The organism is Vibrio metoecus, assembly GCF_009665255.1.
GTDB classification, from domain to species: domain Bacteria; phylum Pseudomonadota; class Gammaproteobacteria; order Enterobacterales; family Vibrionaceae; genus Vibrio; species Vibrio metoecus_B.
Window position 1 is genome coordinate 1,477,169 of sequence record NZ_CP035686.1, and the last position, 15,947, is coordinate 1,493,115.

At 46.3% G+C, this 15,947-nt stretch carries 16 protein-coding genes; 4 read left to right on the forward strand and 12 right to left on the reverse strand.

The features are described 5' to 3' along the window. Positions 1-79: 79 nt before the first annotated feature. The 8 genes from EPB59_RS06640 to EPB59_RS06675 all read right to left on the reverse strand — a co-directional run bounded on the left by EPB59_RS06640 (position 80) and on the right by EPB59_RS06675 (position 9,316). Positions 80-1,648 (reverse strand): L,D-transpeptidase family protein, encoded by a 1,569-nt coding sequence (locus tag EPB59_RS06640; protein WP_195706933.1) that lies wholly within the window; start codon positions 1,646-1,648, stop codon positions 80-82. 171 nt (positions 1,649-1,819) lie between these two features. Then, a complete protein-coding gene (locus tag EPB59_RS06645) occupies positions 1,820-2,896 on the reverse strand; it encodes a DUF1513 domain-containing protein (RefSeq protein WP_195707101.1) in 1,077 nt (358 codons plus the stop codon). Then, on the reverse strand, positions 2,886-3,893 hold the full coding sequence (locus EPB59_RS06650) for an imelysin family protein (protein ID WP_154171947.1): 1,008 nt from the start codon (positions 3,891-3,893) through the stop codon (positions 2,886-2,888). The genes EPB59_RS06645 and EPB59_RS06650 overlap by 11 nt, the downstream gene beginning before the upstream one ends. 9 nt (positions 3,894-3,902) lie before the next feature. Beyond that, positions 3,903-5,288, reverse strand: a complete 1,386-nt coding sequence (locus EPB59_RS06655) for a di-heme oxidoredictase family protein (protein ID WP_154171949.1) — start codon at positions 5,286-5,288, stop codon at positions 3,903-3,905. A gap of 196 nt (positions 5,289-5,484) precedes the next feature. Next, positions 5,485-6,747, reverse strand: coding sequence for an imelysin family protein (locus EPB59_RS06660; RefSeq protein WP_195706934.1), 1,263 nt, complete (start codon positions 6,745-6,747; stop codon positions 5,485-5,487). Positions 6,748-6,926: 179 nt separating this feature from the next. Then, the gene (locus tag EPB59_RS06665; protein WP_154171953.1) at positions 6,927-7,577 is read right to left on the reverse strand and encodes a GTP cyclohydrolase II RibA; all 651 of its coding nucleotides are present in this window, start codon (positions 7,575-7,577) and stop codon (positions 6,927-6,929) included. A 169-nt stretch (positions 7,578-7,746) separates the two neighbouring features. Next, entirely contained in the window at positions 7,747-7,923 is a 177-nt protein-coding gene (locus tag EPB59_RS06670) for a hypothetical protein (RefSeq protein WP_055050645.1), read from the reverse strand. Positions 7,924-8,098: 175 nt separating this feature from the next. Further along, a complete protein-coding gene (locus EPB59_RS06675) occupies positions 8,099-9,316 on the reverse strand; it encodes a sugar efflux transporter (protein WP_154171955.1) in 1,218 nt (405 codons plus the stop codon). 206 nt (positions 9,317-9,522) lie between these two features. Between EPB59_RS06675 and EPB59_RS06680 the strand changes: the two genes are divergently transcribed. Next, the gene (locus EPB59_RS06680) at positions 9,523-10,422 is read left to right on the forward strand and encodes a helix-turn-helix domain-containing protein (RefSeq protein WP_154171957.1); all 900 of its coding nucleotides are present in this window, start codon (positions 9,523-9,525) and stop codon (positions 10,420-10,422) included. A 26-nt stretch (positions 10,423-10,448) separates the two neighbouring features. Here EPB59_RS06680 and EPB59_RS06685 read toward each other — a convergent pair whose 3' ends face one another. Next, complete coding sequence (locus EPB59_RS06685; protein ID WP_055050642.1) at positions 10,449-11,432, reverse strand: rhodanese-related sulfurtransferase; 984 nt, start codon at positions 11,430-11,432, stop codon at positions 10,449-10,451. Positions 11,433-11,977: 545 nt separating this feature from the next. Between EPB59_RS06685 and cspE the strand changes: the two genes are divergently transcribed. The 3 genes from cspE to EPB59_RS06695 all read left to right on the forward strand — a co-directional run bounded on the left by cspE (position 11,978) and on the right by EPB59_RS06695 (position 12,825). Beyond that, on the forward strand, positions 11,978-12,190 hold the full coding sequence (gene cspE, locus EPB59_RS06690; RefSeq protein WP_000066843.1) for a transcription antiterminator/RNA stability regulator CspE: 213 nt from the start codon (positions 11,978-11,980) through the stop codon (positions 12,188-12,190). Between the two features lie 274 nt (positions 12,191-12,464). After that, a complete protein-coding gene (locus EPB59_RS18420) occupies positions 12,465-12,614 on the forward strand; it encodes a hypothetical protein (protein ID WP_195706936.1) in 150 nt (49 codons plus the stop codon). A 10-nt stretch (positions 12,615-12,624) separates the two neighbouring features. Next, positions 12,625-12,825 (forward strand): hypothetical protein, encoded by a 201-nt coding sequence (locus EPB59_RS06695; protein ID WP_055050640.1) that lies wholly within the window; start codon positions 12,625-12,627, stop codon positions 12,823-12,825. A 230-nt stretch (positions 12,826-13,055) separates the two neighbouring features. Here the strand turns inward: EPB59_RS06695 and nrfF are convergent, their stop codons facing one another. The 3 genes from nrfF to EPB59_RS06710 are packed head-to-tail and all read right to left on the reverse strand — an operon-like array spanning position 13,056 to position 15,930. Beyond that, a complete protein-coding gene (nrfF, locus tag EPB59_RS06700; protein ID WP_154171959.1) occupies positions 13,056-13,475 on the reverse strand; it encodes a heme lyase NrfEFG subunit NrfF in 420 nt (139 codons plus the stop codon). Further along, the gene (locus tag EPB59_RS06705) at positions 13,476-14,012 is read right to left on the reverse strand and encodes a DsbE family thiol:disulfide interchange protein (RefSeq protein WP_154171961.1); all 537 of its coding nucleotides are present in this window, start codon (positions 14,010-14,012) and stop codon (positions 13,476-13,478) included. Continuing rightward, complete coding sequence (locus EPB59_RS06710; RefSeq protein ID WP_154171963.1) at positions 13,981-15,930, reverse strand: heme lyase CcmF/NrfE family subunit; 1,950 nt, start codon at positions 15,928-15,930, stop codon at positions 13,981-13,983. The genes EPB59_RS06705 and EPB59_RS06710 overlap by 32 nt, the downstream gene beginning before the upstream one ends. Between the last annotated feature and the right edge of the window lie 17 nt (positions 15,931-15,947).

A 15,947-nucleotide genomic window follows, 5' to 3' on the forward strand; every position in this document is an offset into this window, starting at 1 on the left:
TGCATAAAACGTGCTAGCTATCACTAATTCAAACAGTAAATTCGCTTATTCATTGAGCAATAAAGGAAAATTTCCGCTGTCAAATTTTGGTCAATTTTGGATACGCATCACCATTGCCAAGAGCTAGAGAGTCATAGCGGTAAATATCATCGCGATAATTCAATATTCCACCTTCATACCAAACCGTTTGGTAGATGATTTGTACAGGGATTCGCTTCTTTAGCGCGATGGTTTTCGTTGTATCCGGTATATCACTTAGCACAATTCCTTGTTGCTCCAATAAGGTCTGTGCAAACTTCTGCGCATTTTCAACACGGATACAGCCTGAACTAAAAGCACGAGCAGCATTATTAAACAGATGCTTACTCGGTGTATCGTGCAAATAGATAGCACGAGAGTTTGGCGTATTGAACTTATACATGCCGAGCGCATTTTGTATTCCAGCCTGTTGACGCATCCGATATGGGAAGGTTTCAGGGTCAACAGTTGCCCAGTCAATCTCTTGTGGGTCCACCACTTCAGGGTCACTCCAACCTCGAATAATCTCAATTTGGTGCTGAGCCAAATATTGGTGATCACGTTTGACCATCGGCAGGATATCTTCCACCATGATTTTACGTGGCACATTCCAAGTCGGGTTGATGATTAACGAATCTAATTTGGTGTTCATCACAGGTGTCGGTCGAGTCACACGTCCAACCACCACTTTAGCTTCGAACACTTCACGCCCAGCATCCCAGTATTTCATATCAAAACCCGGCACATTGACCACTATCACTGTGTCCTGCGGTATCGGCCACAGGCGAAGGCGCTCAGCATTTAGCGCCAGTAAAGTCACCCGTTCAGTCACTGACTTATTGAGCCATTTGATGGTTTCAGGGCCAATTACACCGTCAGTTTTTAAACCATGCATGCTCTGAAACTGCTTAATCGGTTTAACCAAAGTCTGATCATAGAAAGCCACATCCTCACGCACATCCGTAATGTCAAGATTAACCAGAGACAAGCGGCGTAATAAAGCATCACGATGCGTTAGCGAATCGCCCTCTCGTTTTAACCCCGTTTGTTCATAAAGTGGAATGTCATGAGACTCGGTCGCTAATAAAAATTGATAGGTGTGGAGTAGTTGCTGATAAGCAGGATCTTTGGGGGTGTATTCCTCAATCAGTTGATCAAGGTTTTGGGAGCCTATCGCCATATGTAAGGCAAGCTGTGCCTCTTCACTCGGCGCAGCAAGCGGTTTGTCGAGCTGCCCTTCAAAGAACCATGAAATGCCAATTTGCGGGGCAAGTTCTGCGTAACTGAGGTACTGCAACAAGGTATCGGTCGCTAACAGATCGTATTCATGCCATTTATCTTGCTGACGATACGCTTTTAACTGCTGAAGTTGCTTCTTAAAAAACGGGCTAACTCCCGCACGGTGAATAACTTCTAACTGAGATTCAAAGTGATTGGCAGTGCCTAAATCACTCCACAACAGCTGATCATTATTGTTTTGATAAATTTGCTCGACCAACACAGGGTCAACCATCTGTTCATAAACTGGAGAAGCAGAATCAACCCAACCCAACTCAACAAAACGCTGAGCTGCAGAACATGGAATAACAAAGAATAACAATGCGATAGCAAAAACAACTTTGCTTTTCATCAAGATGCCCTAGTGGCCAGAGATGCATCAAGTATGGCAAAGGTCAGCCGCAAATTTAAGCTGTTGATAGATATATTTTCACCAATGTCTCGTTTTTATCGTCCGTTGTTCTCTCCTGCATAATGAATAAATTGAACGTGAAAACCGTATTTACTCGACAAGTAGATTTCGTCACCCAATTGCAGACCAATGGTTATCCCACATCACATTACTCATGCGAGTTTGAGCGTGCTCTGGTGCCGATTGCAAAATAACCTTACCCGACCCTGAACTCACCTGAAACGCACCATGGCGAACCACGACGCCGGAAGCATCAGCTAGTGCAGCGAGCTCCACCAGTTCGCCTGTGGCTTTAGACCAAATTCCATAGCAATTTCCTGGTGGTGAAGTCGCAAGAATCCACTCCTCCGTCGCAGCAATACTTGCGATATAGTGATTGAAACGCGCCCACTGCTCAGGCTCTGCTTGCAATGGAATGAGCGGCCCAGAGCCTTTGTGCATGGCGACTAGCGGCGGATAATCATCCGGCTGACCACGATATTGCTGACCACACAAAACCGTTTGCGCACCATCATGCGCCAGGTGACGAATGCTCAAATGGCGATCGGCAAGTGTGATTTGCTCCAATACCTCACCTTGTGCAGAGAGGTAAGTCAAACTCGGCTGCATGGTGTCCAGATTCAATGCCTCACGGCCAAAGGTATGCACACCACCAACGCCTACCACCAAACGACCATCTGCCATCAAGATCACTTCGTGAGGGCCAACACCAAAGCCGCTGAACTCAGCGACTTTCTGATAGCGTTCGGAAACGTCATACACGCCGATCACGCCACGGCTGGTTTTTTGCTCCCCTTCCGTAGCATACAAAAAGCGGCCATCTGCCGAAAACACACCATGCCCGTAGTAGTAACGCTGTGCATCAGCAGGACGCAGCACAATTTGTTGCGCTGTTTGGTAATCAAACACCGACATAAACTGCCCCGGTCGCCGCGCAAACGCCACAGCCTGTGGCAAATGAGGGTGAATGGCAATCCCATGCCCTCTGGCTGGCAGAGGCAATTGGCCGATTTTTTGCCCTGCGCTATCGGCCATGACCACGCTGAAACGCTCTCGCCCCTCAATCGCGCAGCCAATTAAGGCACACGCAGATGATGGTGTAGAGCTACAAGCGTTGACCAACCAAGGTGTACAGCCACCAAACAGTGCCGCTTTCAGCAAATTGCGGCGAGTTGCATTAGTCACCATCGGTTGCATTAAACCCAATCACTACGCCAAGCCCCACCGCGACTTCATCGTGCAGCAAGTAGTTCAGTTGTTCGAACTTATCACGCAACGCTAACACCTCTCGATACCCTGCTTTGGTTTGCAACATGTCAAACAGGCTAGCTTGTTGCGGCCATGTTTCGATAATCCCCGCGAGCTGATCGGAGACGCGATCTGCCGTCGTTACCATACCTTGCCCGCGCAACATGGCATCCAGCCCTTGTCCATCGGCATGATAGAGCGCCTGAATCGCTAGCAAGTTATAACGCATATTACTGAGCGAGGTTTTAGAACGCCATGATTCGGAAAAATACGGCCGTGGCTGACCAATGTTCGCCAGTGGTCGATTAAGTTTAGAGAGAGCAAACTCAAGTTGATTAGAAAGCAGAGCGATGTACTCGGCTCGCCACGCTTGTTCATCCAGCGTTTGCCACGGGTTATCTTGCCAAGCCTGAGCAATGTTTTGCGCATTGCGCTGCACATGGTGGCTAATCGCCATCGCAGTAGGGCATGCCTGTTGCGGCTCAGTCAATATAGCCGATTTGCTATCGAAGATCAGCCATTCCAATGCACCCAAACCTTGCACCGCAACACTCTGTTTCGCGATGTCATCCGCCGTCCATGCTTGAGGCTGAGCCAGTAACTGCTTCATCTTATGCCCAGTCGTGTCTTTTTTGTCTGGCCAAAACTGCATGTTCCAACTTAGATCCAGCGCCGCACTCGGGCCACGCTGCTGGCCTTGCAAACGCATCCACGCCTGCATACTGGTTTGCCACTGTTGTTTAAGTGGTGTGATATCGCCATTCGGCGCTTGGCAATATTGAGTCACACTCTGCTGCAACTGTTCGGTCTGATCGGAGAGAGTTTGCGCATATTCACGTTCTAACTCGAACACCGCTTGGCTAGAATGGTCAGGATTTGAGGCACTCTGACACGCGGTCAGTAGCGACAGAGCCAAAAGAGTCAGCGTTTTTTTCATCCTCACCTCCTAAAGCGAATTCAAAAAGGCAATCAGCGCTTCACGCTGTGCTTTATCCAATTGCAATACCTTGTCGCGGCTCGTTTGCGCTTCACCACCGTGCCACAGTATCGCTTCCATCACATTGCGTGCTCGACCATCATGCAAGAAATAAGTGTGTCCATTCACCTCTTGGGTATAACCGATCCCCCACAAAGGTGCAGTACGCCACTCACGTGCAGATGCTAACGCTTCCGGGCGACCATCACTCAAGCCTTCTCCCATATCGTGCAACAGCAGATCCGTGTAAGGCTGGATACGCTGCTTGGAAAGTGCAGGGCGATCGGCATTTTCCTGAGTCACGACTTCTGTTTTATGGCAAGACTGGCAGCCCGCTTGGGCAAACAGTTTTTCACCCAATTGCACCTGAGGATCTTGCACGTTGCGACGCACGGGAACCGCTAAGTGCTGAGCATAAAACTCGACAAAATCCAAAATATTGTCGCTGACCTCTGGTGAACCACCACTCGGTAGCTCACGGCATAGCGTCTGTTTTTCCGTGCAGTTTTCTTGTGGAAACAAGCGGCTGGTTAAGCCCAGATCGCCATTAAAGGCGGCCGCATTTTGCTGCATGATGTTAGGCTGCCCAGCTTTCCAGCCAAAACGGCCAATCGCAGTTTCACCGGTTCGTACATCTCGCACTTGATTGACTCGTCCGGAAATGCCATCACCATTACGATCTTCTGGATCTGCCCACTCCAGTAAGGTTTGGTCTGCAATCCCTTCCAAAAGTCCAAGTCCAATCATTGGTGGTGCGACCCGTGCCGACATTTGTACATCCGGATGCATGTCGCCATAAGCGAGATCCAAGATTTTCAAATTCGGTTTACGTAAGGCGACAGGCGTACCGTCAGCGAAAGTGACCACCACTTCATCATAAGTGATGTGAATGCGCCCTTCGGGCTTTTGATCTGGCAGCGCAAAATCTTGTAGCTGACCACCATAAGTGGGTTCAGGCACAACGCCATTGAGGGCATAAATCGCTTTCTGTTGCTCAGTCACGGCCGGAATGCTCAAGCGTACTAACATGGACACCGCATGGGTATCATTAAGTTCCGGCGGATGACCGCGCCCATCTTTGATGTGGCAATTTTGACAGCCGTTGGTGTTAAACAAAGGCCCTAAACCATCACGAGCATCCGTTGAAGCGGGTGCGGGTACCCAAGGGTTACGGAAAAAACTGTTCCCCACACTAAAATCAAGGCGCTTGGTAATCGGTAAATTGGTCGCTGGCATAGAAAAGGCGTTCGCCCCTTCCTTGGTGGTACTAGTATCACCACCCGATTTAATCTCCGCAGCCAAGGCAGAACTGCTCAATACGGCACCCAACAGCAGCAGAGATAAAGAGGACTTCATGACATTGTTCCTATAAAAACAACCCAATCCCTTTTTATCCCCTTCCGACTTGAAGCTGCAGCGGTGTTGGTTACCTGCAACTCCAAGTCGTTTGGGTATAGTAATTCGCGCAAAGCGGGATTGGGTTTTATTGCAAAATCGATCAACCCCTTTCCTACTCGGTGTTACAGAGGGAAAGGATAACGAGAGTGACAGATTAAAACTCGTGATCCGCCGTATCTGGGTTTAGGTTATCAATGCCAATAATGCCTGCAGCACGCTCAATAGAGCCTGTTTGAACCACAAGTGCCATAATCGCTTGATTGATGATGGCGTGACCGGCAGTGTTATCGGCTGCGATGAGCTGATCGAAATGTTGATTATTCTTCTCTGCTGAGGTGACTAACTCACCGACTTGGGTTCTGGCAGTTTCAAACTGTTGCAGAATCTCTTTTGCCGCACTGGCATCTTTTTCTGCGACTAACTCATACAGACTTGGGCCTTTCAGCTCAGAACCATCCGCACGAGTGTAGGTGCCAGTGAAAATATTGTAGATGCCCTGCTCGTTGTAGTAGTGCGAGTTATGGGTGTTGTCTGAGAAGCAGTCGTGCTCATCTTCGGTTGAATTCGCTTCCAGCGCGACTTTCATACGCTCACCCGCTAATTCGCCCAGAGAAAGAGACCCCATACCAAACAACATCTTACGCAAGCCATTCTCACTGGATTCGTTCAACAGTTGCTGACGGTAGTTACCTTTTTCGTCATTTGCCCACTGTTTTTCCATCCACTCAAGATCCGTTACCAACAGTTGTGCGGCGGCTTTGAGGTATTGTGCTCGGCGATCACAATTGCCGTTGGTACACTCTTTACCTTGCAGATAATCGGTATAAGAACGCGTACCGGCTCCCGCCTTAGTGCCATTCAAATCTTGCCCCCACAGCAAGAATTCAATCGCATGATAGCCTGACGCCACATTCGCCTCAGAACCACCGATTTCATTTAGGCTCGCCAGCAGTTCAGGAGTAATTTCTTTTACATCGACCTTATTAGCACCAATCGTCAATGATGTGTTGGCAATAATGTTGGCATTCGCGCCTTCATTGCCGAGTTCATGCTGATAGCTACCCGCCACATAATCGATCAAACCTTCATCCAATGGCCAAGCGTTCAATTGACCTTCCCAGTCATCGACGATCGTGTTACCAAAACGAAAAACTTCCGATTGTTGGTAAGGAACACGAGCGGCTAACCATGCTTGTTTAACATCTTCTAAACCTTTAGCCGTTGGCTTTTGCAAAAAACGATCAATGGAATTTTGCAGTTTCTGAGCCGTCACACGCGAATCGGCATACACGGCATGCGCGATATCAGCATAATGTTCAACGACTTGAGTTTGAGTCGTGGCGGCTGCAAAACTACTTGAAGCACTGAGTGCAAGTGAAGCCAGAATGGCAGAAGAAAGAATAGACTTAACGTTCATGGAGCATCCTTGTTGAGCTTGATATGAATTGCAAATTATTATCATTTGTTATTTCGTTGCAGATAATACAAATTTACAATTTTTTTTCAAGCACACATACAAAAAACCCCACAAGCGTGGGGTTTAATAACATTCTTAATTTTTCACCAGATGGCTCAAAGTCTTTATAAAACGGAAACTTACAGCTTTAATTGATGTTTGCCGTGGGAAACTTTGGCTTTCAAGTAACTTTCATTACCCGCTTTGATGTGAGCAGAGGTATGCACAACCTCAACAATTTCAATGCCGTGTTCTTTTAACTCTCGGATTTTTTTAGGGTTGTTGGTCACAAGACGGATTTTATTGATACCCAACGCTTGCAACATTTGTGCAGCTTCAGTGAAATCGCGCAGATCATCACCAAAACCGAGGTGATTGTTGGCTTCATAGGTATTCATGCCTTGGCTTTGTAGACGATAAGCATCAATCTTGTTGTATAAACCAATGCCACGCCCTTCTTGACGCAAATACAGGATGATGCCGCCTGACTCACCCATTCTGGTAATGGTTTCTTCCAGCTGTTCACCACAATCACAACGAGAAGAATGGAAAACGTCGCCCGTTAAACACTCCGAATGCATACGCACTAGCGGAGCTTCTTGGGTGGTGTCCGCTGATTTGAAAATAACTGCAACATGTTCTTTATCGGTTTGCAGTCCATGAAATGACAGGATTTCCGCGTCAATATTACTTTTGGCGCCAACTTTGAAATCAACTCTGGCTCTTACTTCCGCCATATTTGCACTCACTTGAATCTTTGTAACAGGATGCACGTCTCTCAACATTTGCATAACTTATCTCTACTAGTGACCTAACTATGAGGGCTGATACCCCTTTTTTCAAAGAAAAGATCACTCGGAGGCTTAAATTGTTATGTTATAACAAATGCTTTTTTGAGCAACAAAAAACCCAACCGTTGCGGGTTGGGTTCATTCAGTCAGCAAAATGAGGAGAGAAAATTCAGCTTTGCGACTTCTTCCAGACGCACAGCTCAATCCACATTTGCTCTAATTGGCGCAACTCTTCATCGGTTAATACCGATAACGTCGGCTTAGATTGTGGTGCAGAATGAGTTTGCAACGCGCTCAACTGCGCGTAGAACTCTTTCTTTAATTGGGCAACAACCGAATTGTCCACCTACCGTCTCCACAATCACTGATATTTCTTAAAAATAATACCTTCTTTCATAAATATTTCTTATCACGCCATAAGATATGGAAGTATGGTCACATATTTTTTACGTATTAAAGAATAATTACGCATTCAGCAGTGTAGATAATGAATACACGATCAGTAGCCAATATCGCGTCACTTATCCAACTGATACCTCATTAGATGCCGATTCAACCAGTACCGACTTACGCTGCAATTGACTAAACAACGCCAACAAAATCAGTGCACTGAAGGCCCCCGTTAAAGAAACATATAAGGTGCTGAAGTAGTTATAAAATTCGCCCACTACGCCTACCGACAAACTCGCCACTAACGAACTAATGCTGAGCATGCTCGAAAACAGGGTTGATGCAGTACCCAGTCGGTCTTGCATCATGTCTTGCAGCACCACCATTCCTAACGTTGCACACACGCCAATAAAAAAGCCATTCAGAACTTGTGCTGCCATCATGGCGATGAACCCAGTGTGGGTGAGCATGACACCGTAAAACAGCATGCCACTGGTGATCCCAAGCATCAGCAATTTATTCGTTCCCCAGCGCTGAGCCAGTTTTCCTGCCATTAACATTACGGGAATTTCACACAACGCCGCAGTACCAAACAACAAGCCTAACCAGTGTTCAGGCACCATCAATTCGCGAGATAAATAGAGCGGCATACTGGTGATGTAGAGGTTATTTGCGCCAAATGTACAAACCAAGGTTACGCAGTACAGTACAATCAACGCACGCTTACGTGCCGAGTATTTTCTTAAATCCGCTTGGGCACCATCCGGTTGAACCACGGCTGTTTTTTCCCCCGTAGGCAAATAGCGGGCAATCAACACAATCGCTAAGGAAACAATCGCCGCAGAAACTGCAAAGGCCGCACTAAAGCCAAAACTGGCTTTGAGCATAAACGCCGTTGGTGGGCCAAATACCCAAGCAATCGCAATGCCGGCACGCATGGTGGAGAGAAACGTGGTTTTGTCGGTTAGATGCCGATCGGCGTATTCGCGGCCAAGTGCGAAAAGCTGACCAAATGACGCGCCGCTTACACTGGCAAACAGCACTACCACCATAATGGCGAGGCTGTAGCTGCGAATAAACATAAAGCTGACCACGGTGATCAAATAGCAGAGCAATGCGACCAATAAGATAGTTTTACGCTGCCAATCACGATCTGACTGACGCGCGAGCCACTGCGATACGATGACTGAACTGACCACTGCCATGACCATATACAGGCTCAGTTGCATCGGTGAGGCTCCGAGCGCCTCAACAATAAACAAGCTAGAAAGTGGATAGAAAAAAGCCCCGCACAGACCTGTTACCAGTGTCGACATAATAAACAGTAAGGCGGTTTTGTCTCGATACATGCAGTAACTCCATAGCAGAACTGAAGATGAAATATCATGGTTAGATAAAGCGGCTAGTGTACTGAATCTGCTTATTCTGTATTGATGTTATTCGAGCCAGTTCTAATACTATTCTTGCAAAATCATTCCACCATTTGACAGAAATTGAGCCACTCCCCTAGTCTAGGCCTATCAAACTGACAGGTAAAAAAACAGTGTAGGTATTTATGCGGCCTTTAATTGAAAATGTGATGAGTGGCATCAGTCAGGATTGGGTACTGCGTGAGTTCCACAGTAACACTCATAAAGAAGAGTTTTCCTGTCCTTGGCACTATCACACTGAGTATGAACTGGTGCTCTATCAGAACCCCGATCATCGTTTTGTAGGTAACTATTTTGCGGGCGATGCGATTGGTGGGGTTGAGCACAACACCCTCTTGCTCTATGGCCCGGGTTTGCCGCATATGATTGCAGGCCGACAGCACTTGAATCAATCCAAAACCCTGCACTCTACGATTATCTGGTTTAAGCAAGAGTGGCTAGATAAACTGCAAAACGTGTTACCGCAGGCTCAAGCTTTAAAACGCTTACAGCAAAATGCCGCTTATGGTTTACACCTGAGCGAGCAGACCGCGATTCAAGTTGCCCATTTACTGGAAAATCTTGAGCAGCAAGCTCACAGTTACCAGAGCTTACGCGTGATTGAATCTCTGCTGTTGATGGCGGACGATCCGCAAGCGCAGCGCCTATCCGTTGCGCCCTATTTGATGACACCACTCACCAGTAACAGCGACACGCATAAGAAAATCCAGTTGGCGAAACAATACGTGGAGCAACACTACGCGCAAGCGATCAAAATCACCGACTTATGTCATCACTTACATTTGAGTGAGAGCTCGGCGTATCGCTTATTTGAAAAGCATTATGGGATGAGTTTTTCGGAGCATTTAAAGCAGTTTCGGATTGGTAAAGCGTGTGAGCTTTTGGCAAGTTCTGCGCTGCCGATTGCGTTAATTGCCGAACGGACTGGGTTTGGAAATTTATCGAACTTCAACCGCCAATTTAAAACCCTCAAAGCTATGACTCCGAGGGAATTCCGCCAGCGATTTCAAGCAGTGAGTGGGTAGCAAAACAGCCACCCATTCACAACTCGTTAACCTTTCTGACCACGCTGCGCCGCTTTGCGTGCCAGTTTTTCAGCGCGACGAGCTTCAATGACGTGCGCACTCTCTTCGCCGATATGGCTTTCACCGCGCAGTTTCGCCAATTGGACTTGCTTTTCACGCTCACGGAAACGCTCTAACTGCTCTTCCGTGTGTGACCCAAAGCAACGCGGACAGCTGACGCCTTGTTCGTATTGCTCGCTTTGCTTGTCTTCCTCTGTAATCGGTAGACGGCAAGCATTACAGATTTGATAGTCACTTTCTGCAAGGCCATGCCCTACCGCAACGCGTCCATCGAATACATAGCAATCGCCTTCCCACAGGCTTTGCTCTTGAGGCACTTCTTCAAGATATTTCAAAATGCCACCTTCAAGATGATACACCTCATCAAAACCTTGCTCTTTCAAATAAGCGGTGGATTTTTCACAGCGGATCCCGCCGGTACAGAACATGGCGACTTTCTTATGCTTTTGCGGATCGAGGTTTTCCTGCACATAGTGCGGAAACTCACGGAACGTCTCGGTTTTTGGGTTGAGCGCGTTTTTAAACGTACCGAGCTGCACTTCGTAGTCATTACGCGTATCCACCACCAACACTTCTGGATCGGAGATCAGCGTGTTCCAATCTTGTGGCTTCACGTAAGTACCCACCACATGACGCGGATCGATGCCTTCTACGCCCATGGTCACAATCTCTTTCTTGAGTTTGACCTTGGTGCGGTTAAACGGAGGCTCAGTAGCAAAAGACTCTTTATAGACAGTGCCTTTTAAACTTGGCTCGTTATCTAGCCACGCCAGCAACACATCAATCCCTTGCCGAGAAGAAGCGACTGTGCCGTTAATGCCTTCTTGTGCCAGCAATAATGTGCCGCGAATGTGGTTCTCTTCCATCAGTGCCAACAGCGGCGCTCTCAGCTCTTGGTAATGATTGAGCTCAACAAACTTGTAGAGCGCACAGACAACATATTGACTCATGGTATGACCTTTTAAATACGACACTTGGAAATTGGGCGGCATTATACCCAAGCAAACCGATGACAAATACGGAGTGTTTTTGGGGTATAGCTTATTATAAGCGGTAAATCAGGAACCAACGTGGGGATGATATTTGCTCAATTTGGCCTGCTCAGTGTAGGTGACCGATATAATCCCAAAGCACATTTTTGAATCATTCCCCCCGATTAGAAAGAGGGATTACCTTGGTAACATTCAATAGTTTTATCGTGTCTAACTGACTAAAATTGTGTCGATTAGGCTTAGCACTCGCTTTAGCCCCAACCCAAAAACCACTAAGCCACTGATTTTAATCATTAATAATTTAAAGCAAAGAAATGCGTATCTATTGTGTGTACATCGTGTATAGTAGCGCCAGTTCTAACAGTGAGCTATTGATATAAAATTTAGTTTAAGATCTTCTCAGTTTTTGATTCAGTTTGTCATATATATCCTGCGATAACTTTTTCTTCATTCCATATTTAGTAGTTTCTCTTTCAATGTAATTAATCTATCGAGATATATATATGTCTAACAAAACAACTGGCCTAGTAAAATGGTTCAACGAAACTAAAGGTTTTGGATTTATCACTCCTGACAACGGCGGTGCTGATCTATTCGTTCACTTCAAATCTATTGTTAGTGACGGTTTTAAAACATTATCTGAAGGCCAAAAAGTTGCTTTCAACGTAGAACAAGGTAATAAAGGCCCACAAGCTGCTAACGTTACTTTGCTATAAATATTTATGACTAGATCTTGTTTATATGATGAGATCTAGTCATTCAAACCCTCATTAAATAAAGAAACACCGTTCTTTAGTCCTCAATCTTACAGTAAAAATTTTAGATTTATCTTCCTACTGTAAATCCGATAAATAGTGTTTTTTAATCTTATCCAATTTCATATCACCTAATGATAATTTTCTAGGTTGGGATTTCTTTCGAAATTAAACATTCGCAAGATGTGATGTTCGATGGGTTACATATTTCTATGCTAGGGAAGGAGATCAAAATTTGAAAAAACCAATCACCGGTTCTAATTCAAAGAATTCCAAAGTAAAAACTCTTAATGCAGATGAAAGTCCAGATAACATTCACAAGATAAGAAAAAAAATTGAAGATATTTTATTAGAACGAGAACAAAAGAAACTTTGGGGTCTATAAGGAATTAAAAATGCGAAAACCCGTAAGAAAATCAAACAAAAAAACACAAAAAAACAACTTTGAAGAGCAATTCTCTATTATGGTCACAGAATACCAAGCAGCGAAAGAAGCTCTAGACTCAATGGAACAAGGCACACCAGAGTATATGAACCAGAAAAAATTATGTGAAAAACTATTTTCCAATGCCGAACGGTATATCAATAGAAATTAACAACCTGCAGTCAATCACCTCTGTTTGTGTCAATTTCTCCCATAATATCACTAATAATTAGTCATATTTTAATAAAAATTGATTTAAAGACATTGCAAGTAGATCAATATGAAACACATCCGTGCAACTTGTATTTTTAGCCTCTGATGTGATCCATATTTATCTATTTAAAAATACGGCCAGAAATACGTCTTATGTCCAGACGGTGCCGTGTTTTGTCTGACTGGTAGCTATTTACGCCGCACCGATCGGGCGGCGTAGATCAAAAAGAGACTCAGAATAACCACAGGGGTCAACCACAGCAGCCAAGTTTGGGCTTTAAATGGCGGTTGGTACAACACAAAATCACCGAAGCGTTCAACCATGTAATCGACAATCTCTTGCTCGCTTTTCCCCTCTTTCACCATCACAAACACTTTAAAGCGCAAATCTTTGGCGATCGGTGAATTTGATTCAATCAAATTCTGGTTTTGACATTGTGGACAACGTAATGATTTCGCCAACTCAGTTGCCATACGCTGCTGCTCAGTAGAATCAAACTCAAAAAACTCGACGGCGTTGACGCCTTCTGAGCTTGAAAGCGGATCACTCGCCCAACTTTGCAGTGGCGATACGATGAAAAATAGAAAGAAAGCCAGCCGGAGTAACAATTAACCCTCCTGTTTAAAGTATGCCTGAAAATAGCGTTGCCATTTTTCTTGGGTCAATTGCCCTGAATATTTGAAAACAATCCCCCCTGCCGAGTTGATCAAATACGTCTCCGGTGTGCCAATCACGCCAAGATCTAACGCCACTGAACCTTGTGGATCTTGAGCCACTTTGACAAACGGGTTGCCGTGCTGCTGTAAATAGCGAGTCGCGGCTCGGGATTCATCCCGATAATTTAAGCCGTAAATAGGAACACCTTGCTGGGCTAATGTGTTTAAAAATTCATGCTCACTCAAACAAATGCCACACCATGAAGCCCACACATTGAGAAGTTTGTAGTCCGAAATGAGAAAATCTTGCTGCGTTACGCGTAAGTTTGGGTCAAGTAAATCTGGGGCATCAAATGCCGGTAACTGTTTGACCACACTCGCTTCTGCCTTGTTGGTATTTTTATTTTCCAAACCCAAGCCAATCGCAGCAAGTACGCCACCAATCACTAAGGCCACACTAAGCAAGCGTATAACGTTGGCTTTCAACACCCAGCACTCTCCTCTCTTGCCAGCGGTTCACTAACGCCAGCGCGCAGCCCAGTACAAACATCAGTGCCGCTAACCATATCCAAGCCATATAGGCTTTGAACTGTAACTTTACGGCATAGCTCTTTAAGGTATAGCTTTTTACGGAATGACTCTGCTCGCCAAACTTACTGCCGAGCGTGACGTACAAATCCCCATTCCACAGTCCATGCAAAGCAGGTTCGCTCATGTTCATTACCCGTATCGGATAATGACGGCGTTCAGGTTCCATGATAAAAGAACTCGCGCCCTCTTTTTGCCATGTAAATCGTGCTTTCTCTAGGGTGTAATTCGGCCCTATTGCCCAGTTTATGTCCTGATAGGTCACCTGCCACTGCATAAATGTCAGTGTGTCTCCCGGTGCCATTTTTTTAGCGATTTCCTGAGAGTGTTCAGCATTCATCGCCGCGCCCACGGCCAGAAATGCCAAACCCAAATGCGCCATAGCCATAGGGATCGCGCGCGTTCTTTTTTCCAATAAACAGAGCAAGTGTGTGCTGGCAACCCAGCATCCCAAAATCCAGAACAGTTGTACCCACAGCGTAGGGTTATCCACTTGCAGGCGATATAACGTGGTTCCCAGTAGTACTGAAAGAAGCGCTAACCCTAACGCAATGCGTCGTCGGTTTTTGCGCTTGACTAGCGGAACTGCACCTAGTGCCAACATGCCCAAGAGGACAAAAGGCAAAATCATGGCATTGAAATACGGCGCACCGACTGAAATGTTGCCAAACCCAAACAAGGTGTAAAGCATGGGGTAAAAGGTGCCCATGCCCACGGTAAATGCGGCGATGGCCAATAACCCTGTCGCGATCAACATTAAAAATGGCGCACTCCACCAGTGAGTAAGAGGCGCTGAGCGAATCTCGTCTAAACGCAGGACAAAACTGCCTAAGCCCACAAGCAGCACCAAAGCAAGAATGCCGAGTAAGGCGATGCCTTTGTCGGGGTCAACCGCAAACGCATGTACGGAAGTCAGTACGCCAGAGCGCACAATAAACGTGCCAATGATGCTTAAACTGAACGTCATCAGTGCCAACACATAACACCAACGCTGCAATACGCCGTAGTATCGATTGGCCAATAAGGTGTGACACAGCGCCGTTCCGGTCAGCCAAGGCAGTAAAGAGGCGTTTTCAACGGGATCCCAGAACCACCAACCGCCCCAGCCTAGTTCGTAATACGCCCACCATGAACCAAGCCCGATGCCTAAAGTTAAAAACAGCCACGCGCCCATCGCCCACGGCTGGCACCATTCCACCCACTGGCTGGGGATCTCTTTTTCCAATAACGCGGCCAGAGCAAACGCCAACACCGTGGAGTAACCTACATAGCCGAGATACAGCAAAGGAGGATGGAAAATCAGCGCGACATCTTGCAGCATTGGGTTTAAATCTCTCCCCTCGCTCGGCAAGACTGTGTTTAATTCAAAGGGGTTGGAGGTGAACAAGGTAAACCACGCGAACATGGCAACCAGCGCATTCATCAAGGTCAACACTTTGAAATGATAAGATTGCGGGTAACAACGCTGATAGGAGATCACTGCAGACCAACCTGCCAGCGTCATCACCCAAAACAGCATCGATCCTTCATGCCCGCCCCACACCGCCGCCACTTTGTAAAACACGGGCAGAGCAGAATTGGAGTGGGATGAAACATAATGCAGCGCAAAATTGTCACTGATGAACGCATACGCCAACAACACCAAGGCCGACAAAGCGCAAAGGAACACCAGTCGGCAGGTTTTGATGAGTAGTGTTTGCTGTGACTCAAAACTCGATGGAGATGAGGAATAATTGCGAAAACGACTTAGCCCCCAAAGGCTCATCGCCGTGCTTAACACGGCGACCAGAATGAGTAAAAACAGCCCTAAGTCACTCATGAGCTTTTCCTATCACA